We start from the raw sequence: 25,964 nt of genomic DNA, 5'->3' as shown, positions 1-25,964 counted from the left end.
AGTTGCCTGTTGGATCTTAGCGATTAAAGAATCTGTTTTAGTCGTTTTGCGGCTGCAACACATTCATCGAGTGTTGCAACGAGCGCGATGCGGACATGGCCATAACCTGGGTTAAAGCCGTCGACCGAACGTGATAAATACTGTCCAGGTAATACCCGAATGTTGGCTTTTTCTAACCAGCGTTGGGCAACCTTTTCATCATCCTGCTCAAGATTTGGCCATAAATAAAAGCTGGCTTCAGGAATCGATAACGGCAATACCGAGCTAAGTTCGCTGACCACAGCCTGATATTTTTCATTGTAGAGTTTGCGATTTTCGATAACGTGCGTTTCGTCTTGCCAAGCCGCGACAGAAACTTGCTGTACAGGCAAAGGCATGGCGCAGCCGTGATAGGTTCGGTATTTTAAAAAGGCACTAATTAATTCGCTGTCACCGGCAACAAAGCCACTGCGTAGCCCCGGCAGATTAGAACGCTTACTTAAGCTATGAAAGACCAAACAGTTTTTTAAGCTGTGGTGGCCCATTTTTGATGCTGCTTCGAGTAAGCCGACAGGTGGCTTTTGTTCATCACGGTACAGCTCGCTGTAGCATTCGTCGCTGATTAATACGATGTTGTACTGGATCGCTTTTTTAATTAAAAACTGCAATTGCTCGATTGGCATCACGGCACCGCTTGGGTTACCGGGCGTGCAAATAAATAGCATCTGGCATTGCTGCCAATCGGCCTCGCTTAGGCTGTCAAAATCTGGCTGATAATTGCTTGCCGCAGTGCAAGAAAAATAACGCACCTTGCCGCCAGCTAATAAAGTAGCGCCTTCATAAATTTGATAAAACGGGTTGGGCGACCAAATTTCATTCGCAGCTGAGCTGGAATCAAACAAGGCTTGTACAATGGCAAATAAGGCTTCGCGTGTACCGTTTACTGGCAGCACGTTATTATCGGCATCAAACTGAGTGTCTTCACTTAACTGAAACCGACGCTTCGCCCAATCGACAATGGCTTCGCGAAGCTCAGTAATACCTTTTGTCGCTGGGTAGTTTGAATAGCCGGGTAAAGCATTGATCATGCTTTCTTTGAAAAATGCAGGTGGCTGGTGTTTGGGTTCGCCAACACCCCAAAAAACCGGTGGTAAATCTGCGGGTGTAATATTGGCCGTTAGTTGGTGCAGTTTTTCAAACGGGTAGGGGTGCAGTTTGTCTAGATTTGGATTCATCGTTCCATCACTTCAGAAATAGTTTCTAGTAGCTCATCTTTCAGCTGCTGTACAATGTCGAGATCGCTGAGTTGTTCGCCATCTTTATTAAGGATAAAGAACACGTCTTCGACATGCTCGCCCATCGTTGAGATTCGAGCACTGTAGAGTGTCAAATCCAAGCGTCTAAAACAACGGCCAATATCTGCGAGCAAGCCAGGCCGGTCTGCCGCCATGATTTCAACCACGGTTTTTTGGTACTCGGTGTCGTTACTGACGGTTACTTCGGCAGGCACTTGGAAATGCTTTAACTGCCGAGGCACGCGACGGGTTGGGATCGGCGAGTCGTTCGGATTTTCAATCTCAAACAACAAGCGCTGTTGGATCTCATCTAGACGCTCTTGGTTGTTGCCAATACTTTGTCCGTCATGTTCGAGCACAATAAAAGTATCGAGACTGAAGTCGGACGTAGACGAGGTCATGATGCGCGCATCTTGAATGTCTAGGTTTAAGGTATCGAGCGTTGCTGCAATATCGCCAAACAGGTGCGGTCTGTCGGGTGCGTAAATAAAGACTTGAGTGCCACCTGCAAAGCGTTTCTGATCGGTTTCACGCAATAAAACCAAGGGTTTTTTACTGCCGTGATCGTAGATCGATTTAGTATGCCAAGCGATGTTTTCAGGAGTTTCTCGTAAAAAATAATCGTCTTTTGGGTTGTCCCAAAGTTCAAGCGCAAGCTCTTTACTCATGCCTTGCTGTTCTAAAATTTTAATCGCTTCGAGTTGCGTTTCTAACACCAATTCTTCTTTTTGCATTGGGTTAGCAAGGCCGCGCCGTAATGCTCGTTTGGTTTCTTTATAAAGTCGCTCAATAAGCGATGCGCGCCAGCTGTTCCAAAGGTTTGGGTTGGTGGCGTAAATGTCAGCAACGGTGTGAGCATAAAGGTAGTTAAGCGTTTGTAAATCGCCGACCTCTTGTGCAAACCAGTTAATAATATCAGGGTCAGATATGTCCTCGCGTTGAGCCACACGAGACATCAATAGATGGTTTTCGACTAACCAGGTGACCAGTTGCGTTTCCCATGGCGATAATCGATGGCGCTGTGCAAAGCGTCGAACGTCGATTGCGCCTTCAATAGCGTGATCGCCCTGACGGCCTTTGCCAATATCGTGGTACAGCGCAGCAATGTAGATAAGCTCTGGTTTAGAAAGCTGGTCAATGGCTGCGGTCGCAATAGGAAAACGCGCGGTGTTGTTTTCGTGCCGAAAACTGCGCAAGGTTCGAATAGTGAGTAGCGTATGAGCATCGACGGTGTAAACATGAAACAGGTCAAACTGCATTTGCCCAATAATGCGACCAAACTCAGGCAAGTAGAGTCCTAATACACCTAGCTGATTCATGTAGCGTAAGCTGTGATAAACGCCTTCGCGACTGCGTAACAGTTCCATAAAGAAGGTAATGTTAGAAAGGTCTTGTCGAAACGCAGCATCAATCAGGTGGCGATGAGCAAAAATCAATCGCATTGTGCTGGCATGAATACCTTTGACATTGGCTTGCTGTGCGAACAGCACAAACACTTCCATCAGGGCGCAAGGGGTGCGTGAAAATACCTGATCTGAACAGGCCTCAATGTAACCATTACGAACTTGGAAACGATTATTAATCGGCTCAATCGTATCGCTTTCGGCACTGTTAAGAATGGTCTGATCAAAGTGCTGTAGCAGCATCATGTTGAGTGTATTTAAACGGAAGACTTGTCGGAAGTAGTCGCGCATCAACTGTTCGACGGCAAGCAATTTGCCTTCTTGTGTTTCATAGCCAAACAGTTCGGCAACCTGTTCTTGTAGTTCGAAGGTTAGGCGGTCTTCTTCACGGCCGGTAATCATGTGCAGCGCGTAACGTACACGCCACAAAAAGTCTTGGCCTTTTTGTAGCTCTTGGCATTCTTCTGTTGTTAAAAAGCCGCGTTCGATCAGGTCGACTAAAGCATCATCACCAAAGTGGCGTTTGGCAACCCAGCCAATGTTTTGAATATCTCTGAGCGCACCAAGGCCGCCTTTAACGTTAGGTTCAAGGTTGTATTCGGTGTCGTTGTATTTTTTGTGGCGATCAAACTGTTCAGTGATTTTTGCTTGATAAAACTCAGGGCTTGGCCAAATAGAATCTGGGCCAATGGAGAGGTTTAACTGTTCGCGCAACTGGGTGTTACCTAAAAGTACGCGAGACTCCATTAGGTTGGTGGTAATGGTGACGTCATTGCGCGCTTCGGTAATGCAGGCTTGAATGGTTCTGACACTGTGGCCAACTTCTAGCTTGATGTCCCACAGTAAGGTTAAGAAATCTTGCAGTGAGCTGACGTTGGCATCAATGTCTGACTCTTCATTAAATAAAAAAAGCAGGTCGATGTCTGAACTGGGTAGTAATTCGCCGCGGCCATAGCCGCCGACCGCCAGCAGAGCAATCTGATCGCTGCCTTGCCAATCAAACAGTTGCCAGATGCAGCGAAGCACGGCATCCATCGCTGCCGCTCTGCCAAAAACTAGGTCTCGAATCGAGGCGTCGTCGCGGTACTGATCGTTCAATGCCTGATCAATACCCTGCAATGCTTGCTTGAGAACGGGAATGGGCTTGCCGCTCTTTAATTGCTCGCTCAGTGCGTTGGTATCAATCAGTGAATGGTTCAAATAACGAGAGAGATCCAAAATAATCGGCCTTTAGTTATTATTGGCATTTGAGTCATGCTGGCCGACGCTCGTATCGCTTGGCCAGCTAACTTATCGTGCTTAGTTAACCTATTGTTTAAAAGGTTTCGTTGCTTCTGGCAGTCAGAATTTCATGGCCATTGGCGGTGACTAAAATGGTGTGCTCCCATTGTGCCGAGGCTTTGCGGTCTTTAGTTACCGCCGTCCATTGGTCGCCTAAAATTTTACATTGAGGCTTGCCTTGGTTGATCATCGGTTCAATGGTGAATGTCATACCTTCTTTTAGTGCTAAGCCTGTGCCTGGCTTGCCGTAATGAACGACTTGTGGCTCTTCATGAAAACCCTTGCCAATACCGTGGCCGCAAAACTCACGTACAACCGAATAGTGATTCGATTCGGCATGCGTTTGAATGATATGGCCGATATCACCAAGAGTGGTGCCCGGCTTAACAATTTCAATGGCTTTATATAGGCATTCTTGGGTTACCTTGCAAAGCCTTTGTAGGTGGCTCGGCACTTCACCGACTAGGAACATCATGCTGCTGTCGCCGTGATAACCATCTTTAATGACAGTGACGTCAACATTGACGATGTCGCCTTTTTTCAGAATGCGATCATCTGATGGAATGCCATGACAGATAACGTGATTGATCGAGGTGCAAATAGATTTAGGGAACGGTGGATGGCCATAGTTCAATGGCGCAGGAATCGCACCCTGTTCGTTCACAATGAGGTTATGACAGAGTCGATCAAGTTCACCCGTAGAAACTCCCGGCACAACGTGCTCTTCGAGCATTTCTAATACTTCAGCGGCAAGGCGGCCGGCGATACGCATTTTTTCGATATCGGATGAATTTTTGATAATAACTGCCATTGTTTTTCCATCAGGATGAATGAGGTGCGCAATTCTAACGGTTTTATTGACCGGTTGCAGCTCTGCAACAACGGATATCCTTATTTTCTTACACTTTTAGCGTAACTTTCAGTGCGTGTTCTTGTGTTGCTGGGCGTAATTTGGTATAAAGCGCGCCGCTCCTGTCTGTTGGATATGGCTGGGGTGTAACTTTAACTAAATATCTCACATACGCCGACACGTAATTCTGGGTGCCCGAAAGGGGTTGGATTATGGGGTGTGTGGAGGCCTAACCCGAATATAGAGGAAATTATGGCTACTGTATCTATGCGTGACCTGCTTAAAGCAGGCGTTCACTTTGGACACCAAACTCGTTACTGGAACCCTAAAATGGGTAAGTACATCTTTGGTGCTCGTAACAAAATTCATATCATCAACCTTGAGCACACAGTGCCTGCATTAAACAATGCATTGGCTTATGTTGGTGAAATTGCCGCAAGAAAGAACAAGATTCTTTTTGTTGGTACTAAGCGTTCTGCGAGCAATATTGTTCGTGAAGAGGCGACTCGTGCGGGCATGCCTTTTGTGGCACACCGTTGGTTGGGTGGTATGTTGACTAACTACAAAACCATTCGCCAATCGATTAAGCGTCTACGTGAACTAACAACTCAAGAAGCCGATGGCACTTTTGAGAAGTTGACTAAGAAAGAGCGTTTAATGGCGACTCGTGAGATTTCTAAATTAGAGAAATCAATCGGCGGTATTAAAGATATGGGTGGCTTACCTGACGCTCTGTTTGTTGTTGACGTTGATCACGAGCGTATCGCGATTCAAGAAGCAAACAAACTTGGTATCCCAGTTATCGGTATCGTTGACTCTAACTCAAACCCAGATGGCGTTGATTACGTTATCCCAGGTAACGACGATGCGATTCGAGCAATTGAAATCTACGCTAGTTCAATGGCTGATGCAGTTCTTGAAGCAAAAACTGCTCAGGCTGATGAGTTTGTAGAAGTTGCTGAAGCTGCTGAAGAAGCACCAGCTGAGTAACATTTAGTCGATAAGCACAGAAGGGGCTTTAGCCCCTTTTGCGTTTTGTTAAGCATATTAAATTTGTGAACTTGCTAAATTTTATATTTGAGGACTAAGGTCATGGCAATTAGCGCAAGCTTGGTAAAAGAATTACGTGAACGTACCGGTTTAGGCATGATGGAGTGCAAAAAAGCACTGACTGAAACCGATGGCGACATTGAAAAAGCAATCGATAACCTACGTAAGTCTTCTGGTCTGAAGGCTGCGAAAAAAGCAGGTCGTACTGCTGCTGAAGGCGTTATCGTAACTCGCACTGCAGACGACAACTCAGTTGTTATGTTGCTTGAAATCAACAGCGAAACTGACTTCGTTGCTCGTGATGAAAACTTCCTAAACTTTGCTAACAAAGTTGCGGACGTAGCATTCGAGAAGAAAGACACTGATGTTGCTGCTTTCATGGCAGGCGAACTTGAAGCAGAGCGTGAAGCTTTGGTTCAGAAAATCGGTGAAAACATCACTGTTCGTCGTGCTGTCTTTGTTGGTGGCGAAGGTAAAACTGTTGACGCTTACGTTCACGGTGGCCGTATCGCAGCAGCGGTTGAGCTAACTGGCGGTAGCGCAGAGCTTGCTAAAGACATCGCGATGCACGTTGCGGCAATCAATCCTCAGTTTGTACGTCCTTCTGATATTTCTGAAGATGTACTAGAGCGTGAAAAAGAAGTTGTTCGCGTTCAATCTGAAGGTTCTGGTAAGCCTGCTGAAATCATCGAAAAGATGATGATCGGTCGTATCAAGAAGTTTGAAGCAGAAATTTCATTGACTGAGCAGCCTTTTGTTAAGGATGCGGATGTTAAAGTTGGCGCACTTGCTAAGAAAGAAGGCGCTGAGATCGAAAGCTTTACTCGTTTTGAAGTGGGTGAAGGTATCGAGAAAGAAGAAGTTGATTTTGCTGCAGAAGTTGCTGCGGCTGTTCAAGGCGCTTAATTTACCGTTAACGACCTGTTCGCCATTATTGGCAGTAACGATCGTTAGGCATTAAGTGAATGAACAATAGAGGGTGGCTGAGCCGCCCTTTTTTATGTCTGTCCTTTTTGTACGGCTCGATTTAAGTCTGATCGCGATGTTGATCATAAAGATAGTTACTAAGGACATCGTGCTTTGGGTGTGTATAATATTGCGCCTTAGGTTTTTAGGGCTGCTTGCTGATTGTTCGGACGACTCAGTCGGGGATAGTCGAGATAGCTGTTAATGCTCACAATGAACATGTGATAGGAGTTTAGCCAATGATTCAAGACATATTACAAGAAGCCGATGCTCATAATCGCAAAGCCATCGTCGCGCTTGGTGAGGCTTTTAATAAAATTCGTACCGGTCGTGCTAATCCGGCCATTCTAGATAAGGTGACAGTCGACTACTACGGTACTGAAACACCGCTCAAACAGGTTGCTAACGTTATCGCAGAAGACGGCCGAACGCTGTCTGTTGTGCCATGGGAAAAGCAAATGGTACCGGCGATTGAAAAAGCAATCATGAAGTCTGATTTGGGTCTTAACCCAGCGACTGCTGGTAACAATATTCGTTTAGCGATGCCGATGCTAACCGAAGAAACGCGTAAAGATCTAATCAAGGTTGCTCGTAGCGAAGCTGAAAAAGCTCGAGTTTCTATTCGTAATGGTCGTCGCGATGCAAACGCAACCATTAAAGACTTGGTTAAAGAAAAAGAATTGTCTGAAGACGAAGGCAAAAAAGGCGAAGATGACATTCAAAAGCTGACCGATACGGCGATTGTCGATGTTGATAAGCTGTTGGCTGAGAAAGAAGAAGATCTGATGAAGGTGTAAAGCTCTGATAACAGAAGCTTTATGGGTTTAACCCCTTCACACTCTAAGATTTTACCAGCAAATTAAAATCTTATTATCGCAGGCAGCGTTTTCAGCGCTGCTTTCGATAAGCCGACTCAGATAGGGATAGCATGCACTTTATTGATCAAATGGAACGTTCAGCGTGATGGAAACAACATTGCCAAAACATGTCGCTATTATTATGGATGGCAATAATCGCTGGGCTAAAAAGCGTTTGCTTGGCGGTATTTCAGGGCATCAAGCTGGTGCGAAAGCAGTTCGTACGACGGTCGAGGCGTGTGCTCGACGCGGTGTCGAAGTGCTGACCTTGTATGCCTTTAGCTCTGAAAATTGGCGCAGGCCAAAAGATGAAGTGAATGCCTTGATGGATTTATTTTTAAAGGCATTAAATCGTGAAGTCTCTAAGTTGGCTAAAAATAACCTTCAGTTACGTATTATTGGTGATGTTTCCGGTTTTAGTCCTGCCATTCAACAGGCTATTGTTAAGGCAGAGCAACAGACCGCGGGTAATACCGGAATGGTATTGGCCATTGCCGCAAATTACGGTGGTCGCTGGGATATATTGCAGGCAACTCGATCGTTGATTCGAGATGTCCAAAACGGCTTATTAAATGCAGACGACATCGATGAAGCGCTTATTAATGAGCGCGTCATGTTAGGCGACTTACCAGCACCGGATTTGTGTATTCGTACCGCCGGTGAGCAGCGTATCTCTAACTTTCTGTTGTGGCAGATGGCTTACACTGAGTTTTACTTTACCGATGAATACTGGCCAGATTTTAACGAACAATCGATTGATCGTGCGTTTGATGCATTTTCTCGTCGAGTGCGCCGCTTTGGTAAAACTGACGATCAAATAGAACAAGAGAACTAAACAACTATGTTATTACAGCGTGTACTGACCGCCATTGTATTGATCCCCTTAACACTGGCTGGCATCTATTTGCTGCCAGATACTGGCTTTCGACTGTTTGTTGGCGTTATTACGGTATTGGCTGCATGGGAATGGGCAAATCTATCCGGTTATAAAAATCAATTCAGCCGTGTTGCGATTGCTGCGGTCGTCGCAGCGGTACTGGTTTTGGTGCACACCTTTATAGACGTTAATTCAATCGTTTGGCCGATACTTTCCTTAATCACGCTGCCTTGGTGGCTTTATGCTGCCAGTGCTGTTGTTCGTTATCCTGACAGTGCACGCTGGTTATGTAATCGCGCGCTAACACTATTAATGTTGGTGCCGGTTTTAATCGGTTGCTGGGTTGGCTTGGTATGGCTGAAAAACCAGCCTCAATCTGCGTTGTTGTTGACTTGGTTAATGCTGTTGGTTTGGGGCGCGGATATCGGTGCCTATTTTGCCGGCCGTGCCTTTGGTAAAAAGAAATTGGCGCCACAGGTTAGCCCTGGTAAGACTTGGGCTGGCGTTTATGGCGGCGTTGTCACCTCGATGGTTATTTCGATTGTTATCGCCTTGGTCTTTTTAACAGGCCACAGCCTAAAAGGTTGGCTGTGGTTGTTATTGATTTCCAGTGCGTTAATTGGCTTCTCGGTGATGGGTGATCTATTTGAATCGTTATTGAAACGCCACCGAGGCATTAAAGACAGCTCGGCTTTGTTGCCTGGTCATGGCGGCGTCTTAGATAGAACCGATAGTCTATGTGCTGCAACACCAGTCTTTGTACTGTTGTGGTTCGTGCTTTCGGTTATTTAACGCATGAAGGTTCAACATGTCGCTGTGCTGGGAGCAACAGGTTCTATTGGCCAGAACAGCTTAGATGTCATTGCTTCACACCCCGACCGCTATCGAGTGCATTCGCTTAGTGGTTTTTCCAACATGGCGTTGTTGGCACGAGAGGTTGATCGCTTTAAGCCGAGAGTCGCGGTTGTTCCGACTCAGAAGGCAGAACAAGAATTAAAACGATTGCTGTCTTGCTCGGTCGATGTTTTGGTCGGTGAGCAAGCGCTGGTCGACATTGCCAGTCATAGCGATGTCGATATTGTTATTGCCGCCATTGTTGGTGCTGCAGGTTTGCGCTCTTCGTTAGCCGCGGCCAAGGCCGGTAAGCGTTTGTTGTTGGCCAACAAAGAAAGTTTGGTCGTCGCAGGCAGCCTATTTATGGACGAAGTGAAGCGTTCAGGCACTGAATTGCTGCCTATTGATAGTGAGCACAATGCTATTTTGCAGTGCTTACCCGTGTCGCAGCAATTATCCTCTGTGAAATCCATTTTACTTACCGCCTCTGGCGGCCCTTTCCGAGAATTCACTCAGCAACAGTTAGAGGCGGTAACGCCTGCGCAAGCCATCGCTCACCCGAACTGGCCGATGGGCCGGAAAATTTCGGTCGATTCTGCATCGCTGATGAATAAAGGCTTGGAGTTGATAGAAGCTTGCTGGTTGTTTGATGTACAGCCGAGCGATATTGAAGTTGTGGTGCATCCACAAAGCGTCATTCACAGCATGGTGCGTTATCTTGACGGTTCGGTGATAGCGCAGCTGGGCGCGCCAGATATGCGCACGCCTATTGCTTATGGGCTGGCCTATCCAGAACGAATCCATAGCGGCAGTGACGACTTAAGCTTTGATGCTCTGTTAAATTTGACCTTTGATCGGCCAGATGAGCAGCGATTCCCCTGTTTACGTTTAGCGAAAGAGGCGTTCAGCGTCGGTGGCACTCTACCTGCGGTGCTTAACGCCGCAAATGAAGTTGCCGTGGCTGCTTTTTTAGAAAAAAAGATCAGCTTTGTGCAAATTCCGGTGATTAACGAAGAAACAATGCACCAAATGATTTCAACTCGCGTAGAATCGCTGGATCAATTAATTGAGGTTGATGCCGAGGCACGCCAGTTAGCTGCTGAGTTAATAGGTGTGCGCAGCTAAACCGATGAATCTACGTTTGATAAATCTACATTTAGGGTAAGAGAATAGATGACCGTTTTGAACTCAGTGTTCGGATTGTTGATCGCCTTAGGTATTTTGGTGACTATCCATGAATATGGTCACTTTTGGGTAGCACGCAAGTGTGGCGTTAAGGTGTTGCGTTTTTCTGTAGGCTTTGGTCGCCCTTTGTGGCTTAAAAAAGACAAGCACGGAACCGAATTTGCTATCGCTTGGATCCCTTTAGGCGGCTACGTCAAAATGCTCGATGAACGCGAAGGTGATGTTGCCCCTGAGTTGCTTGATCAAACCTTTAATCGTAAATCACCACTGCAAAAAATTGCCATTGTGCTTGCAGGGCCAATTGCCAATATTCTGTTTGCCATTGTTGCCTTTAGCCTGATGTATTTAATTGGTGTGCGAGATCTAGTGCCTATTATCGATACCCCAAATCAGGGTTCTGCCGCTGAAGTTGCTCAGTTGCAGCGAGGCGATGAAATATTACGAGTCGACGGTAAAACCGTTGCTAGCTTTACCGATCTGAACCTTGCCAGTGCTTCTAGAGTCGGCGACAGCGGTGATATAACGCTGACTGTATTGCGTAAAAATCAGGCCTTTGAGGTGAGTTTGCCAATTAATGCTTGGCTGGCTAACGAACAGTCGCCTAACCCGCTTCAGGCGTTAGGTTTATCTCCTATGTTACCGCATTACTCTGCCACGCTTGGTCAGCTAGATCCGGCCGGTGCTGCGGCGCGCGATGGTCTGTTGGTGGGTGATACTATCTTGTCAGTTAATGGTGAGGCTGTTGATGGCTGGTTTGAATGGGTTGATAGAGTGCAGCAAAACCCTGAAACAAGCTTGCAGCTTGTTGTTGATCGCAATGGTGCAGAGCGCAGCTTAGAGCTGACGCCAGCAGCACTGGAGCGCGACGGCAAGACAATCGGTTTTGTTGGTGCCGCAGTAGCACCGGTTGAATGGCCCGATGAGCAATTAATAACCACCCGATATTGGCCGCCTAAGGCGTTGCTTCGTGGCGTTCAAGACAGTTATGAAATGATCAGCTTAAGCTATCAAATGTTGTGGAAAATGATTACTGGTAAAGTGTCGCTTAAGCAAATTGGCGGGCCAATTTCTATGGCGCAAATGGCTGGTGTTTCGGTGACTTCTGGTGCTGAAGTCTTTATCGGTTTTCTCGCTTTTATTAGTATCAGCCTTGCGATTGTTAACCTCTTGCCCGTGCCAGTATTGGACGGTGGTCATGTCTTAATTCATAGCTATGAATTGATCACCAGAAAAGAACTGTCGGAACGAGCGCTGACCATCAGTATGCAGTTGGGCATGGCGTTTATTTTTAGTTTAATGGCGGTGGCCTTTTTTAACGACGTCAGTCGAATTTTTTAATGGTTGTTTATTTTAACGAATGACTGGTTGCAGACGATTGGCAACATAAATGAATAAGGATAAAAGTTTGGGTGTTTTGGTAAGAGCGATTACGCTCGCGGGCTTTATTTGCTTGTCAACCTTGTCGGCTGCGCAAACCTTTGTTGTTGAGTCCATCGAAGTTCAGGGGCTTCAACGAGTTTCACTAGGTAATGTGCTGCGCAGCTTATCGATCAAAGAAGGTGATCAGGTTGATGACGAGCGTGCCAGTGACTGGATCCACGATATTTACTCATCAGGCTATTTTTATTCTGTCGATGTGTTGCGTGAAGGCAATCAGCTGACCTTTGTTTTGGTTGAGCGTCCGGCAATTGAGAATATTGAGTTTGAAGGTAATTCAGCCTTTCCTGATGATGCTCTAGAACGAGTTTTTAATGACGTTGGTCTGACCAGTGGCGAGATCTTTAGTAAGTCATTACTCGATAACATCCAATCGGAAATGGAAAAACAATACGGTTCTATGGGACGTTATAACGTCCAGATAGAGTCGGAGATTACACCGCTGACACGTAACCGTGTCGACATCAAATTAGACATTACCGAAGGTCCGGTTGCTAAGGTAAAAAACCTTGAGTTAGTCGGCAACGAGGTATTCAGTGATGTTGAATTGTACGATGTTGTTTCTATTAAAGAGACAGACATGATCGCTTGGTGGGCGCTATTTAACTCCAAAGATCAGTTCTCTAATGCTGCCTTAATTGGTGATGCGCAGCGGTTGGAAGACTTCTATTTTGATCGCGGCTATTTAGATTTTTCGGTTGATTCTCAACAGGTTTCTATCTCTGAAAATAAAGCCGATATCAGTGTTGCGCTAAATCTGTCAGAAGGTGAGCCTTACCAGGTTTCAGCGGTCGAAATTGCTGGTGATTTAAAGCATCTAGCAGAACAGATAGAGGCATTAAATCAGATTGAAATCGGCGAAGTTTATTCGCAATCAAAGGTGCAGCGTTTAGTTAGTGCTATTAATCAGCTTGCCGGTGAAAACGGTTATGCCTTTGCTCGAGTTAATGACTTCAGGCAACCGAATAGTGACGATCATACTGTTAAGGTCGTCATTCAAGTGCAGTTAGGCTTGCCTGTTTATGTCAATCGAATTTTGATTGAAGGCAACAGCGGCACCAATGACGAAGTCATTCGACGTGAATTCCGTCAGTTAGAACGTGCCTTGCTAATCAACAGTAAATTAGAGTTAACCAGACGACGTTTGCAACGTTTAGGTTATTTCAACTTTGTGGATATTAAAACTCAACGCATCGAAGGACGTGACGATATTGTCGATATTGTTGTGCGTGTTGAAGAGGCGAAAAACTCACAGCTCAGTCTTTCTGGTGGCTACTCAGAAAGTACCGGTGGCTCATTAGCCTTCTCGTTAACTCAATCGAACTACATGGGCGCAGGCCTTGATGTCTCAGCAGGGATTTCAGCCGACAGCGACTCACAAGAATACACCCTATCGGTCAATAATCCTTACTTTACCCTCGACGGCGTCAGCCTTGGTTTTGATGTTTATTACGAAGATGCCAGCTACGACGATGATGACGATACCACCTATGCAATTAATGAATTGGGTGCGCGTGTGACGGTTGGTTACCCGCTCAGTGAAAACCAGCGTATGACTTATTCGCTAGGCGCAAGTCAGCAAGATTTGTGGTTGGATGATGATTATGCCAGCCAAGAAATGGTCGATTTTGCCGAGCAATTCGGTTACGACTACAGCGTCTTTACTGCGGCAACCGGCTGGAGCTATAACACCTTGAACGGCACCATTAAAGCCAGTGATGGTAGCCAGTTGACGGCGAACTTGGAGCTAGCCTTGCCGATAGGTGATTTAGAATATTACAAAGCAACGGTATCGGCTCAACGCTACTTCCCGATTGTCGAGAACTACTCGTTCCGTCTGCATTCAGAACTGGGTTATGGTAATGGCTACGGTGATAACAGCAGTTTGCCGTTTTTTGAAAATTATTACTCTGGTGGCTCAGGTTCGGTACGCGGCTTTGAGTACGGATCGTTAGGGCCTTTAGGTACCAGCATCGATGATGATATTGATGCCTCTGCCATTGGTGGTAATATTCAGATTGAATACGGCGCAGAATTACTAATTCCAACACCCTTTGCAACGAATCAGGATTCGTTCCGTAGTTCGTTGTTCTTAGACGCTGGTAATGTCTTTACCGATAACTGTTCCGAAGGCAGTGATACCTGTGTCGAAGGTGTTGATTTATCCGAAATTCGTTATTCAGTTGGTGCTGGCTTAACTTGGGTTTCGCCATTTGCACCATTGAGTTTTAGTTATGGCATTCCATTAAATGCCCAAGACGATGATGACATCGAAGCGTTTTCTTTCAGCATCGGTGTGTCATTTTAATCAACGTTTAGATGAAAACTGGAGAAACCAGAATGCAAAAGTTGTTTCGCGTTTCGATTTTCTTAGTCGCCAGCCTATGGGTAGGCAATGTATGGGCAGAAACCAAAATTGCCGTAATCAATTATCAGTCGGTATTGTTTGAAAGCTTAGCGGCTGAAGATGCAACCAGTCAGTTAAGAGAGCTTTTGGCGGGCCATCAATCACGTTTGCAAGAACTAGGACAGGGTATTACTACTCGGCAGAATCGTTTGAAGACCGATGCCGATATTCTGACCGATGACGAAAAACGCTTATACGCCCAAGAAATCAATAGCTTTAATGCAGAAATGAACCAAATAAACGCTCAGATCCAGCAGGCTCAGCAACAGAGTCGAGCTGAATTTATGCGCTATTATCAGCCTGCTATTGGAAAAATTATTGCGGACTACACCAGTGCTGCCAGCATTGATTTGGTGATCGATGCTCAAACTGTCGTTTGGCAAGGCGATCTTCCAGATATTACTGAGCCTGTGCGACAAACATTTGATCAACAATTCAGTGCGAATCGTACAGAGCAAGAGGCAGCAGCCGAGTAAGACGAGACGGCGGCAGAATTGAACAGAAGAGAGTGTCGATGATAAACCTTAAAACCATTGCAGCAGAGTTGGATCTTTTAAACGAGCTTAATGAGGCGCAACTAGCCTTAAGTATTCGGTCATTAGCGCCGCTAGATAGCGCCAAGTCGGGTGATATCTCTTTTTTATCATCGAAAAAATACCGCCGTGTGCTATCAGAAACAAAAGCCAGCGCGGTGTTACTCAGTGAAGCGGATGCCGAGTTCTGCCCCGCTGACTGTGTTGCTTTGGTGGTTAAAGATCCCTATTTATCCTATGCCATTATCTCGCATCTGTTTTCAACTGAGTCTGCTATTGAACCGATTATTCACCCGACGGCGCAAGTGGATGCCAGTGTTAGCCTAGGTGAAAACGTTGCCATTGGCGCCTATGCTGTGATTGAGCCGGGCGCAAAAATTGGTGATAACGCCATTATTGGTGCTCATTGTTTTATAGGTGAACACAGCGAAGTCGGCGCTCGTACGCGTTTACATCACCGAGTCACGCTGGCGCATCATTGTGTGCTGGGTAACGACTGTCAGGTGTTTAGCGGTGCAGTTATCGGCAGTGATGGTTTTGGTTACGCACCGACAGAAACCGGCTGGCACGCGATTGCGCAAATTGGCCGAGTGTTGGTTGGCGATCGTGTTGAGATCGGTGCCAATACAACAGTGGATCGCGGTGCGATTGATGACACCATTATCGAGCATGATGTCATTCTCGATAACCAGATTATGATTGGCCATAACGTTAAGATTGGTGCTAAAAGTGTACTTGTCGCACAGGTTGGCGTTGCAGGCAGTACCAGCATCGGTAAAAACTGTACAATTGGCGGTCAGTCTGGTTTTGCTGGGCATCTTGAGATTGCCGATAATAGTTTTTTTGCTGGCCAATCGATGGTCACCAAAGGCACCAAGCAGGGTGGCTATTACGCTTCTGGCATTCCAGCTCAGGATGGTAACGAGTGGCGTAAAATGGTTGCCCGCATACGCCAGCTCGACAAGCTAAGTGAACGTGTTAAAGAGCTAGAAGCACAGCTCTCTCAGGACAGCTAGATTAATTTTTAGAGTTGACTAGATCAGCCGTAATCAATCTAGAGAGTGTTAAAAAATATAAAACTAATTACAAAGATAAAATTAATTTAAAAGTAGCCAAAAAATTTAAAAAGTAGCCGCGGCTTTGCTGTCGCCAAAGACGGCTGCTTAACAAAGAAAAGGAAGTGATATGAGCATTGAGTTGCCGCTGAATATTGAACAGATAAAAGAGTTGTTGCCGCATCGTTACCCTTTTTTATTATTAGATCGTGTCACTGATTATACTGCTGGCGAAAGCATTCGTGGCTATAAAAATGTCTCTGCAAATGAACAGCTGTTTCAAGGTCACTTCCCAGACAATGCTATTTTTCCAGGTGTTTTAATTTGTGAAGCATTGGCGCAACTCACTGCCGTTTACGGATTTTTAACGACAGGCAATCGTCCAGAGGACGGTTATCTTTATTTGTTTGCCGGTTTGGATAATGTGAAATTTAAACGCCAAGTCGTTCCTGGAGATCGATTAGATTTAGAGGTTCAGTTCGTTTCTGAACGTCGAGGTATGTATAAGGTGACAGGCACGGCGTCTGTCGATGGTCAGTTGGCGGCAAGTGCCTCCATTCTTTGTGCAGAAAGAAAGGTTTAATGTGATTCACCCTAGCGCGATTATTGATCCGTCGGCACGTATTGCCGACACTGTGGAAATTGGCCCATACAGTGTTATTGGTGCCGATGTAGAAATTCAAGACGGTACTTGGATTGGCCCTCATGTGGTTATCAATGGCCCAACTGTGATTGGTAAAAATAACCGTATTTTTCAATTCGCCAGCATCGGTGAAGAGTGCCAAGATTTAAAATACAACGGCGAACCGACACGTTTGGTCATTGGCGACTCCAATACCATTCGCGAATGCGTCACCATGCAGCGCGGTACCGTGCAGGGTGAGTTCGATACCAAAGTCGGTAGCCACGGCTTATTTATGGCTTACAGTCATGTCGCACACGATTGCACGATTGGTGATCATGTTATTGTCGCCAACAGCGCACAAATTGCCGGTCACTGCACAATCGGCGATCACGCGATTTTAGGCGGTAACACCGGTGTGCATCAGTTCTGTCAGATCGGTGAGCATGCTTTTATCGGCACCGGCTCCACCATTTTAAAAGACATTCCTGCCTATATTATGGCGCAAGGCTTTCCTGCGGCACCGCACGGAATGAACTTTGAAGGTTTAAAGCGTCGAGGCTTTTCGAAAGAAGCGATTCGCGCCTTACGCCAAGCCTATAAGGTCGTTTATCGCGAAGGCCGAATATTAAAGGACGCTCTGGTTGAATTAGAATCCAGCGCAGCTGAGTTTGCTGAAGTGGCGTTGTTCGTCGACAGTATCAAAAAGTCGACTCGAGGCATTGCGCGCTAATGGCCGCTAAGCTAAAGGTTGCGTTACTGGCTGGAGAAGCCAGTGGTGATATTTTAGGCGCGGGTCTGATGAAAGCGCTGAAAGCGCAATATCCAGATATTGAATTTGCTGGTATTGGCGGCCCGTTGATGATCGAGCAGGGTATGCAATCGCTGGTGCCGATGGAGCGCCTGTCGGTGATGGGTATTACTGAAGTACTCAGTCGACTACGTGAACTGTTTGCTATTCGCGCCCGTTACCGTGATTGGTGTATCGACTTTCAACCCGATGTTTTTGTTGGTATTGATGCGCCAGATTTCAATATCGGCTTAGAAAAACAATTGCGCCGCGCTGGTATCAAAACCGTGCACTATGTTTCACCATCGGTTTGGGCATGGCGCAAAGGGCGTATTAAAAACATCCGCAAAGCCGTTGATCATATGTTGACGCTGTTGCCGTTTGAGGCTGATTTTTATCGCCAAGAATCCATTCCAGTGACCTTTGTTGGTCACACCTTAGCCGATCAACTGCCATTAGAACCCGATACCGATTCGGCGCGTCAAGCCTTGATTCTCGATGGCAAATTGACGGTCGATGGCAAAAAGCCAGTGGTAGCAATGTTGCCCGGTTCACGCGGTAGCGAAGTAAAGCAACTGCTGCCGCTGTTTATGCAAAGTCTATTATTAGTGCAGCAGCAATTAGGCGATATCCAAGTGCTGTTGCCTGCTGCTAATGCCAAACGACGGCAACAAATAGAAGCTTTATTGGCTGAGTTGTCGTTGCCGATTGATATTCAGATTCTGGATCAGCAAGCCGATCAAGCCATTGCCGCCAGTGATGTGACGCTTGTTGCTTCAGGAACGGCAACCTTGCAAACGATGCTATTGAAAAAGCCGATGGTCGTGGCTTACAAGATGAGTCCACTGTCGTTTTTTATTATCTCCAAGTTAGCAACCACGCGTTGGGTTGCGCTGCCAAACATATTAGAGCAGCGTGATTGGGTGCCGGAACGCTTACAGGGCGCTGCGACTGCCGAGCAAATAAGCCAAGATTTAGTGACCGCGTTGCAGGATACCGAGTATCGCCAAGATTTCATTGAACGAGCCGGTCAGTGGCATAAAAAGTTAGCTTTGAATGCCGATCAACAGGCAGCGAACGCGGTATTGAGTGTCGCTAAAAAATGACGCAGGCGGGTTTTGAATTCTTTGCCGGTCACAACCTGATTGCCGGTGTCGATGAAGTCGGTCGCGGCCCTTTGGCGGGCGACGTAGTTGCCGCTGCGGTTATCCTTGATCCAAACCAGCCGATTGAAGGCTTAAATGATTCAAAAAAACTGAGCGAAAAAAAACGAGCGCTACTGGCAGAGCAGATCCATCAGAGTGCGCTCTCGGTAAGCCTTGGTCGCGCTAGCGTGTCCGAAATCGATCAGCTAAATATCTTACAAGCAACGCTATTAGCAATGACCAGAGCCGTATCAGGCTTAAGTATTCAGCCCGAACTTTGCCTTATCGACGGTAATAAAATCCCTAGTGGTTTACCTTGCCTAGCTGAGGCTATCGTTAAGGGTGATGGTAAGGTTGCAGAAATTTCCGCAGCCTCTATTGTAGCCAAGGTGGCGCGAGATACGCAGATGATCGAACTGGATAAAAAGCACCCGCAGTATGGTTTTAAAAATCATAAGGGCTATGGCACAGCGCAACATCTGCAAGCAATAGAGCTGCATGGTATTTTAGCCGAGCATCGTCGTTCGTTTGCGCCGATTAAAAACAAGCTCATAGGGAACCAGTAGCAGTAACTGTTAATTAGTAACTATTAAAATTAGCAACTATTAATCAGTAAGCATTAAATGAATCAGTATTATTGAATTAATAGTAACGCCTCAATAAGCGCATCGCTTATTAGTAGAACGCAAAAAGTAGAGATCGATGACCCAATTTGTACACCTCAGAGTTCATACTGAATACTCACTCGTTGATGGCATTGTTAGAGTAAAGCCTTTAGTGAATGCGGTCGCCAGTAGCCAAATGCCAGCGGTTGCGATTACCGATATCACTAACTTTTTTGGCTTGGTGAAGTTCTACAATGCGGCGATTGGTAGTGGCATTAAACCGATTTTAGGCGCGGATCTGTGGCTGGAAAATGCGGCAGAGCCGGGTGCTCCCTTTTTAATGACGTTACTGGCCTGTAACGAAACCGGCTATCGTAATCTAACCGAACTAATCTCCGATGCTTACCAAACTAACCAGCATCATGACAAAGCTATCGTTAAACCCGAATGGATTGAGGCGAAACAGCAGGGCTTAATTCTGTTGTCTGGCGCGCGTTGGGGTAATGTCGGCCAAGCCTTGTTGCGTGGTAATGCCGAGCAGGCAGAAGCTAATGCGGCGCATTGGCGTCAAGTCTTTGGTGATCGGTTTTATCTAGAATTACAACGTACCTCGCGTGAGCAGGATGAAACCCTGGTTCAGGGCAGTTTGTTGATTGCCCGCAAGTTGTCTATTCCCGTTGTCGCCACTAACGATGTGATGTTTTTAACTCGTGAAGACTTTGAAGCACACGAAACTCGGGTTTGTATCAATGAAGGTGTCACGCTGGATGATCCTAAGCGTAAACGCCATTACTCCGAAGAGCAGTATTTAAAATCGCCAGACGAGATGTCCGAGTTGTTTTCGGATATCCCAGAAGCCTTAGAGAACAGCTTAGCCATTGCGGTGCGTTGTACGGTGCCAGTTGAGCTGGGCAAATATTACTTACCAGATTACCCAGTGCCAGATGGCATGACCATGGATGAGTATTTTCGCAAGCTTTCGGCGGAAGGCCTTGAGAACCGATTAACTATCGCCCTCGATAAGCAGCAACCGGACTACGAAGAACGCCGACAGGCTTATTTTGATCGCCTAAAGTTTGAACTCGACATCATCATACAGATGGGTTTCCCCGGCTACTTCCTGATCGTTATGGACTTTATCCGTTGGGGTAAAGAAAACGGCGTGCCAGTGGGCCCGGGCCGAGGCTCCGGTGCCGGTTCGTTGGTGGCTTGGGTATTGGATATTACCGATCTAGACCCGTTAGAGTACGACTTGCTGTTCGAACGATTCCTCAACCCAGAGCGGGTTTCGATGCCGGACTTTGATGTCGACTTCTGCATGGACGGTCGAGAGCGAGTGATTCAATACGTTGCCGACACTTACGGTCGTCAGGCGGTGTCTCAGATTGTTACCTTCGGCACCATGGCCGCAAAAGCGGTGGTGCGAGATGTTGCGCGTGTACAGGGCAAGCCTTTTGGTTTGGCTGATAAACTGTCTAAATTGATTCCGCCAGATCCGGGTATGAAGCTGGAAAAGGCACGCGAAGAAGTCAGTGAATTGCAAGAGTTCCTTGATGAAGATGAGGAAGCCGCTGACATCTGGGAAATGGCTTTAAAGCTGGAAGGAATCACGCGCCAAACCGGTAAGCATGCTGGTGGCGTGGTGATTGCGCCAACAAAATTGACTGACTTCTCGCCGCTGTTGTGTGATGAAGACGGCAATGGCTTGGTCACTCAATTTGATAAAAACGATGTTGAATCGGCAGGTCTGGTTAAGTTTGACTTCTTAGGTCTTAGAACGCTCACCATCATTGATTGGGCATTAAAGATTATTAACCCAAGGCGCGCCGCTGAAGGCAAAGAAGCCATCGATATTGCGCGTATTCCGTTAAACGATGAAGCCTCGTTCGATCTGTTAAAACAAGCCAAAACGACCGCCGTGTTCCAGCTAGAATCCCGCGGTATGAAAGACTTGGTTCATCGTCTGCAACCGGACTGCTTAGAAGATATGATCGCCTTGGTGGCTTTGTTTCGCCCAGGTCCGTTGCAATCGGGCATGGTTGATAACTTTATTAATCGTAAGCACGGCCGTGAAGAACTTTCTTATCCTGATGCTCAATATCAGCACGAATCGCTAAAACCGATATTAGCACCGACCTACGGTATTATTTTGTACCAAGAACAGGTGATGCAGATTGCTCAGGTTTTGGCTGGCTATACCTTGGGCGGCGCAGATATGTTGCGTCGTGCCATGGGTAAAAAGAAACCAGAAGAGATGGCGAAGCAGCGCGAAGTGTTCGAGCAAGGAGCGATTAATAACGGTATTGATGGCGAGCTCGCAATTAAGATTTTTGACTTGGTTGAAAAATTCGCCGGCTATGGTTTTAACAAATCACACTCGGCTGCCTACGCCTTGGTGTCGTACCAAACACTCTGGTTAAAGACCCACTATCCTGCGGCGTTTATGGCAGCGACGCTATCGTCGGAACTGCAAAACACCGAAAAGGTGGTTATTTTTATCGAAGAATGTCGACAAATGAACGTCGACGTACTGCCGCCGGACGTTAACGCTGGAGCCTATTACTTTACCGTCAACGACAATAATCAGGTGATTTATGGCTTAGGCGCGATCAAGGGCGTTGGTGAAGGCCCAGTGGAAGCAATTGTTGAAGCGCGCAAGTCCGGCCCCTTTACTGATTTGTTTGATTTCTGCCAGCGAGTTGATGCGCGAAAAGTAAACAAACGAGCCATCGAGGCGTTGATCAAAGCTGGCGCTTTGGACCAAATTGGGCCGCACCGAACACTGATGCTCGAAGCCATGCCTGACGCTGTCAAAGCAGCGGATCAGCACGCCAATAATCAGGCTGCAGGCATGATGGATATGTTTGGTGCTATCGAAGAGGAAGAAACAACCGATGTATATCAGCCTTATCGGCAATGTGTCGAATCTTCACTAAAAGATCGCTTAGCCGGTGAAAAAGAAACCCTAGGGCTTTATTTGACTGGCCATCCGATCGATGAATTTGAACAAGAAGTTAATCAGCTAGTATCTATGCGGCTGTCTGAAATTGAAGCCTCAGGCGAAGAGCTAAAACGCTATCGCCGCGGCAACAGCCATACTTTGGCGGGCTTGGTGTTAAACGTTCGTACACGCCAAACCCAGCGTGGCGACACCATGGCAATTGTGACGCTAGATGACCGCACAGGCCGCATTGAGATGACGCTGTTTGGCGAGAGCTATCAAGAATATAAAGAGGCGCTTATCCCAGATACCGTGGTGGTTATTGAAGCCGAGCTCGGCTGGGATGACTACAGCGATCGCGCCAGAATTCGTACCCAAAAGCTTTATTCGCTAGAAGATGCCCGCCAGAAACTGATTAAAGGTATCGAGTTTGATGTTCACTCTGAGCACAGCACTCAGTTTTTAACTCAGCTTAAGCCGCTAATTCAGCAAGGGCTCGCAGAGGGGCAAGGCTGTGAAATTTGGATTCAGTATCAAAATGACTGGGCCAATGGTCTGGTGAGATTATCAGACTCACACCGAATTCGGCTGGAAGATGAGGTGTTGCACGAATTAAAGCAACGCTTCTCAGCAACGGGCTATCGCTTCCGCTATCACTAATGACTAATCTAATGCCGTCACTAAAGCGTAAAGGTGGCGAACGACTATTGTGAACTTTTGCTCATAGCTTAATCTTCTGACGTGATATTGTTCGTTTCGCGTCAGGCCATTAAGGTAACGCTATGGTTGACGTGCCATACTTTAATCGGCACGGATGTTTACTTAGATAAAATTTTCTTAACAGGAAAGATGATGAATCCGGATTATTTAGACTTTGAACAGCCCATTGCTGACCTCATTTCCAAAATCGATGAGTTGCGATTGGTCGGCAATCGGAACGATCTGAATATCGCTGCAGAAATTGATAAGTTAACGCAACAATCCACCAAATTAACCGCTCAAATTTATAACAAGTTGAGCGCTTGGCAGATCTCTAAAGTGGCTCGGCACCCTAAGCGTCCGTACACACTAGACTACATCAAAGGGGTATTTAATGACTTTGATGAGTTGCATGGTGATCGCCATTACGCCGACGATGCAGCGATTGTTGGCGGTGTTGCTCGCTTAGATAGTTTGCCGGTGATGATCATTGGTCATCAGAAAGGTCGCGAAACCGAAGAGAAGGTCCGCCGTAACTTTGCGATGCCTCGACCAGAAGGTTATCGCAAGGCTTTGCGTCTGATGCAAATGGCTGAGCGCTTTAAAATGCCAGTGATTACCTTTATCGACACAATGGGTGCTTATCCTGGTATCGGTGCCGAAGAACGCGGCCAGTCTGAAGCTATTGCTTATAATCTGCTTAAAATGTCGTCATTAAAAACGCCGATCATTTCTACCGTTATTGGTGAAGGTGGTTCAGGTGGTGCATTGGCAATTGGCGTTTGTGATCAACTGAACATGCTGCAATACAGTACTTATTCGGTTATTTCACCAGAAGGCTGCGCCTCCATTCTTTGGAAAACAGCTGATAAAGCAGCCGACGCAGCCGAAGCGATGGGCATTGCGGCGCACCGTTTAAAAGAGTTGTGTATTGTTGATCATATTATTGAAGAACCATTGGGCGGCGCTCACCGAGACTTCGATGACATGAATCGTCGCGTCAAAGAAGTGCTGACACAGCAGCTTGATGAACTAAAGCAAAAACCACTCGATGAGTTATTGGAACGTCGTTACCAGCGTTTAATGTCTTATGGTGTGCAGGCTTAGGTCACACTTTTTATTGTCAGCTCGGTAAAGTAGGTGCTCAAATCGAAATGATCACCTATTTTATTGCCTGAAAATCGATTAATCTGCCGATCATATTGGTTTCAAAGTGAACGCCGTGTGACTCAGCCGAAAATAGTAGATGCACTCTTTGGTGACTCAGTAGGGTTGGTGTACAACCGAGTCATCCCTGCCAGTGAGGCGCTCGAAGCAGTGCCTGCCTATCTGTTTAATATTGTTTTGCTTAACGGCACGCCCATTGGTCAGATCGACCTGCGCCTTGGTTCCAAACCGTCATTACTGAAATATGGCGGCCAGTTGGGTTATGGCATCCGGCGCGGCTACCGAGGTCATTCTTACGCTGCAGAAGCCTGCTTGCTACTGAAAACGGTTGCGCTTGAAGAAGGCTTTTCGGAGCTTTGGATTACCTGCAATCCAGATAACATTGCTTCTATCCGTACCTGTGAAAAAATTGGCGCAACTTATATTGAGCGAGTTGATGTACCACAAGGTTCTGAATTGTGGCGACGAGGCGATCGTGCCAAACTTCGCTATCTTTGGTCGTTAACCTAAGCCTTATTAAGCTAAGCCTTGGAGTCTTGCTTGTCGTCATCTTCATCTCAATGGTATTCCTCTTTTTTAACAGATTTTAAAGCCGAACTTGCGCAATTAAAGTCGACTCAGCTTTATGTTGGTTACAGCGGCGGCGTTGATTCTCGGTTATTGCTAGAACTTGCTTGCCAGTGCTTTCCTGCTAAGCAGGTAACCGCCATTCATATCAATCATGGTTTATCTGCTCGAGCAGAGGAATGGGCGCAGCATTGTCAGCAGCAGTGTGAATTGTTGGGTTGTGAGTTTATTGGTTTGCAGGGAAATACGGTTGTTAATGGTGCTGGCCTTGAAGCTGCGGCGCGAACGCTACGGTATGAGAAATTCGCTGAAACAATACCAGAAGGTGGGGTGCTGTTACTGGCGCATCATTTGGATGATCAGGTCGAAACCTTCTTTTTACGCTTGATGCGCGGCGCTGGTGTACACGGCTTAAAGGCAATGGCGAGTTTGTCTCGTCGAGATCATTATCAGTTGTTTCGGCCTTTGCTGAGTCTGTCTAAGGCTCAGCTTATTGAATGGGCAGAGCATTTGGGTTTGGCGTGGATTGAGGATGATTCGAACGATGATGTATTGTTGGATAGAAATTATCTGCGCCACAACGTCTTACCCATGCTAGAAGCACGTTGGCCTGCTTATCGGCAGCGTATCCAAAGCAGTATTGATCTGCTGGCATCAGGCAATGATGCAGCCATTAGCCAATCGTTTGTTGTCGAACAAGAGTTGCAACATCGGCTCAGTTTCGACCAAGGCCTAAAGCTGGTGCAACTTAATGATTTTAGTGAAGCGCAAATGCTTAGCCTATTGCATGCTTGGCTGCTTAAGATTGGTCAGCAAGTACCGTCCAAACAGCGGCTCAAAGAGATTTATCGTGCGGTGATTCATGCTCGGGCCGATGCGACCCCAGAGGTTCGTCTTGGTCAAGGGGCTATTCGTCGTCACGGGCCTGCAATTTATTGGGTGGCAGATATGCCAGAGCCAGCATTACCGCCAGCAGTCAGTGAACAAGAATTGCAATATTGGGCTGGAGTCGGCTGGGTTGGTTTACAGGTCTCGGCTGATAAACAGGATCCAACCCTAAGTTTGCAAACAGGTTTGCCGAATTTGAACTGGCGATTACGTAGCGGCGGTGAAGTTATTCAGCCAGCAGGGCGCTCAAAAAGTCGTGATTTAAAACGTTTACTGCAAGAGTATCGTGTTAAACCTTGGCTGCGTTATCGGATTCCACTGCTGTACAGTGGCGATCAATTGGTGGCTGTGGCGGACTTATTTGTTGTTCAGGGCTACCAAGCAGGTATTAATGACCCAAGTTTGCGATTGGTTTGGAAAAATAGCGCAAATGCAGATTGAGCAGATAGGCCTTTTTTGTTAAGCTGGCCGCCCATCTTGAATCGCTAATTACCCTTTTTTATCTATCCTATTGGAACCTTTGTGTTTCAT

Annotated in this window: 21 protein-coding genes; 18 read left to right on the top strand and 3 right to left on the bottom strand. The window is 46.6% G+C overall.

Annotated elements, in window-relative coordinates:
• Positions 1-23: 23 nt before the first annotated feature.
• The 3 genes from dapC to map all read right to left on the bottom strand — a co-directional run bounded on the left by dapC (position 24) and on the right by map (position 4,769).
• Entirely contained in the window at positions 24-1,214 is a 1,191-nt protein-coding gene (gene dapC, locus FME95_RS05995; RefSeq protein WP_147713485.1) for a succinyldiaminopimelate transaminase, read from the bottom strand.
• Positions 1,211-3,895, bottom strand: a complete 2,685-nt coding sequence (gene glnD / locus FME95_RS05990) for a [protein-PII] uridylyltransferase (protein ID WP_147713484.1) — start codon at positions 3,893-3,895, stop codon at positions 1,211-1,213. The genes dapC and glnD overlap by 4 nt, the downstream gene beginning before the upstream one ends.
• Positions 3,896-3,992: 97 nt before the next feature.
• Complete coding sequence (gene map / locus FME95_RS05985; protein WP_147713483.1) at positions 3,993-4,769, bottom strand: type I methionyl aminopeptidase; 777 nt, start codon at positions 4,767-4,769, stop codon at positions 3,993-3,995.
• Positions 4,770-5,060: 291 nt separating this feature from the next.
• Between map and rpsB the strand changes: the two genes are divergently transcribed.
• The 18 genes from rpsB to tilS all read left to right on the top strand — a co-directional run bounded on the left by rpsB (position 5,061) and on the right by tilS (position 25,874).
• A complete protein-coding gene (gene rpsB, locus FME95_RS05980) occupies positions 5,061-5,798 on the top strand; it encodes a 30S ribosomal protein S2 (RefSeq protein ID WP_147713482.1) in 738 nt (245 codons plus the stop codon).
• 102 nt (positions 5,799-5,900) lie between these two features.
• Positions 5,901-6,764, top strand: coding sequence for a translation elongation factor Ts (gene tsf / locus FME95_RS05975; protein ID WP_147713481.1), 864 nt, complete (start codon positions 5,901-5,903; stop codon positions 6,762-6,764).
• Between the two features lie 299 nt (positions 6,765-7,063).
• Positions 7,064-7,621: a ribosome recycling factor gene (gene frr / locus FME95_RS05970; protein WP_147713480.1), complete on the top strand. Its 558-nt coding sequence runs from the start codon at positions 7,064-7,066 to the stop codon at positions 7,619-7,621.
• 166 nt (positions 7,622-7,787) lie between these two features.
• Entirely contained in the window at positions 7,788-8,516 is a 729-nt protein-coding gene (locus FME95_RS05965) for an undecaprenyl pyrophosphate synthase (RefSeq protein WP_147713479.1), read from the top strand.
• A 6-nt stretch (positions 8,517-8,522) separates the two neighbouring features.
• Positions 8,523-9,350 (top strand): phosphatidate cytidylyltransferase, encoded by an 828-nt coding sequence (locus FME95_RS05960; protein ID WP_147713478.1) that lies wholly within the window; start codon positions 8,523-8,525, stop codon positions 9,348-9,350.
• A 3-nt stretch (positions 9,351-9,353) separates the two neighbouring features.
• Positions 9,354-10,517, top strand: coding sequence for a 1-deoxy-D-xylulose-5-phosphate reductoisomerase (gene ispC / locus FME95_RS05955; RefSeq protein WP_147713477.1), 1,164 nt, complete (start codon positions 9,354-9,356; stop codon positions 10,515-10,517).
• Between the two features lie 48 nt (positions 10,518-10,565).
• Positions 10,566-11,915, top strand: coding sequence for an RIP metalloprotease RseP (gene rseP / locus FME95_RS05950; RefSeq protein ID WP_147713476.1), 1,350 nt, complete (start codon positions 10,566-10,568; stop codon positions 11,913-11,915).
• A gap of 49 nt (positions 11,916-11,964) precedes the next feature.
• Entirely contained in the window at positions 11,965-14,322 is a 2,358-nt protein-coding gene (gene bamA, locus FME95_RS05945) for an outer membrane protein assembly factor BamA (protein WP_147713475.1), read from the top strand.
• A 32-nt stretch (positions 14,323-14,354) separates the two neighbouring features.
• Entirely contained in the window at positions 14,355-14,897 is a 543-nt protein-coding gene (locus FME95_RS05940) for an OmpH/Skp family outer membrane protein (protein ID WP_187265455.1), read from the top strand.
• Between the two features lie 38 nt (positions 14,898-14,935).
• Entirely contained in the window at positions 14,936-15,970 is a 1,035-nt protein-coding gene (gene lpxD, locus FME95_RS05935) for a UDP-3-O-(3-hydroxymyristoyl)glucosamine N-acyltransferase (RefSeq protein ID WP_147713473.1), read from the top strand.
• A 169-nt stretch (positions 15,971-16,139) separates the two neighbouring features.
• Positions 16,140-16,592, top strand: a complete 453-nt coding sequence (fabZ, locus tag FME95_RS05930; RefSeq protein ID WP_147713472.1) for a 3-hydroxyacyl-ACP dehydratase FabZ — start codon at positions 16,140-16,142, stop codon at positions 16,590-16,592.
• 1 nt (position 16,593) lies between these two features.
• Complete coding sequence (lpxA, locus tag FME95_RS05925) at positions 16,594-17,364, top strand: acyl-ACP--UDP-N-acetylglucosamine O-acyltransferase (protein WP_147713471.1); 771 nt, start codon at positions 16,594-16,596, stop codon at positions 17,362-17,364.
• Positions 17,364-18,527, top strand: coding sequence for a lipid-A-disaccharide synthase (gene lpxB / locus FME95_RS05920; RefSeq protein ID WP_147713470.1), 1,164 nt, complete (start codon positions 17,364-17,366; stop codon positions 18,525-18,527). Before lpxA ends, lpxB begins: the two co-directional genes overlap by 1 nt.
• Positions 18,524-19,132: a ribonuclease HII gene (gene rnhB / locus FME95_RS05915; RefSeq protein ID WP_147713469.1), complete on the top strand. Its 609-nt coding sequence runs from the start codon at positions 18,524-18,526 to the stop codon at positions 19,130-19,132. The genes lpxB and rnhB overlap by 4 nt, the downstream gene beginning before the upstream one ends.
• A 136-nt stretch (positions 19,133-19,268) precedes the next feature.
• Positions 19,269-22,772 carry a DNA polymerase III subunit alpha gene (dnaE, locus tag FME95_RS05910; protein ID WP_147713468.1) on the top strand — a complete coding sequence of 1,168 codons (3,504 nt, stop codon included), beginning with the start codon at positions 19,269-19,271 and terminating at the stop codon, positions 22,770-22,772.
• A gap of 192 nt (positions 22,773-22,964) precedes the next feature.
• Positions 22,965-23,918 carry an acetyl-CoA carboxylase carboxyltransferase subunit alpha gene (locus FME95_RS05905; protein WP_147714375.1) on the top strand — a complete coding sequence of 318 codons (954 nt, stop codon included), beginning with the start codon at positions 22,965-22,967 and terminating at the stop codon, positions 23,916-23,918.
• Positions 23,919-24,035: 117 nt separating this feature from the next.
• Entirely contained in the window at positions 24,036-24,488 is a 453-nt protein-coding gene (locus FME95_RS05900) for a GNAT family N-acetyltransferase (protein WP_187265454.1), read from the top strand.
• A 30-nt stretch (positions 24,489-24,518) separates the two neighbouring features.
• On the top strand, positions 24,519-25,874 hold the full coding sequence (tilS, locus tag FME95_RS05895) for a tRNA lysidine(34) synthetase TilS (RefSeq protein ID WP_187265453.1): 1,356 nt from the start codon (positions 24,519-24,521) through the stop codon (positions 25,872-25,874).
• Positions 25,875-25,964: the final 90 nt, after the last annotated feature.

Source organism: Reinekea thalattae, assembly GCF_008041945.1.
GTDB lineage: Bacteria > Pseudomonadota > Gammaproteobacteria > Pseudomonadales > Natronospirillaceae > Reinekea > Reinekea thalattae.
Note: the sequence above shows the minus strand (reverse complement) of the source record. Positions and strands in the feature narration are given on the sequence as shown.

Excerpts from the sequence above, each read along its gene's own strand:
- rpsB (WP_147713482.1), top strand. The coding sequence starts at position 5,061 with ATGGCTACTGTATCTATGCGTGACCTGCTTAAAGCAGGCGTTCACTTT.
- lpxB (WP_147713470.1), top strand. The coding sequence starts at position 17,364 with ATGGCCGCTAAGCTAAAGGTTGCGTTACTGGCTGGAGAAGCCAGTGGT.
- dnaE (WP_147713468.1), top strand. The coding sequence starts at position 19,269 with ATGACCCAATTTGTACACCTCAGAGTTCATACTGAATACTCACTCGTT.
- FME95_RS05960 (WP_147713478.1), top strand. The coding sequence starts at position 8,523 with ATGTTATTACAGCGTGTACTGACCGCCATTGTATTGATCCCCTTAACA.
- tsf (WP_147713481.1), top strand. The coding sequence starts at position 5,901 with ATGGCAATTAGCGCAAGCTTGGTAAAAGAATTACGTGAACGTACCGGT.
- dapC (WP_147713485.1), bottom strand. The coding sequence starts at position 1,214 with ATGAATCCAAATCTAGACAAACTGCACCCCTACCCGTTTGAAAAACTG.
- map (WP_147713483.1), bottom strand. The coding sequence starts at position 4,769 with ATGGCAGTTATTATCAAAAATTCATCCGATATCGAAAAAATGCGTATC.
- frr (WP_147713480.1), top strand. The coding sequence starts at position 7,064 with ATGATTCAAGACATATTACAAGAAGCCGATGCTCATAATCGCAAAGCC.
- fabZ (WP_147713472.1), top strand. The coding sequence starts at position 16,140 with ATGAGCATTGAGTTGCCGCTGAATATTGAACAGATAAAAGAGTTGTTG.
- FME95_RS05965 (WP_147713479.1), top strand. The coding sequence starts at position 7,788 with ATGGAAACAACATTGCCAAAACATGTCGCTATTATTATGGATGGCAAT.
- rnhB (WP_147713469.1), top strand. The coding sequence starts at position 18,524 with ATGACGCAGGCGGGTTTTGAATTCTTTGCCGGTCACAACCTGATTGCC.
- bamA (WP_147713475.1), top strand. The coding sequence starts at position 11,965 with ATGAATAAGGATAAAAGTTTGGGTGTTTTGGTAAGAGCGATTACGCTC.
- ispC (WP_147713477.1), top strand. The coding sequence starts at position 9,354 with ATGAAGGTTCAACATGTCGCTGTGCTGGGAGCAACAGGTTCTATTGGC.
- lpxD (WP_147713473.1), top strand. The coding sequence starts at position 14,936 with ATGATAAACCTTAAAACCATTGCAGCAGAGTTGGATCTTTTAAACGAG.
- rseP (WP_147713476.1), top strand. The coding sequence starts at position 10,566 with ATGACCGTTTTGAACTCAGTGTTCGGATTGTTGATCGCCTTAGGTATT.
- FME95_RS05940 (WP_187265455.1), top strand. The coding sequence starts at position 14,355 with ATGCAAAAGTTGTTTCGCGTTTCGATTTTCTTAGTCGCCAGCCTATGG.
- FME95_RS05905 (WP_147714375.1), top strand. The coding sequence starts at position 22,965 with ATGAATCCGGATTATTTAGACTTTGAACAGCCCATTGCTGACCTCATT.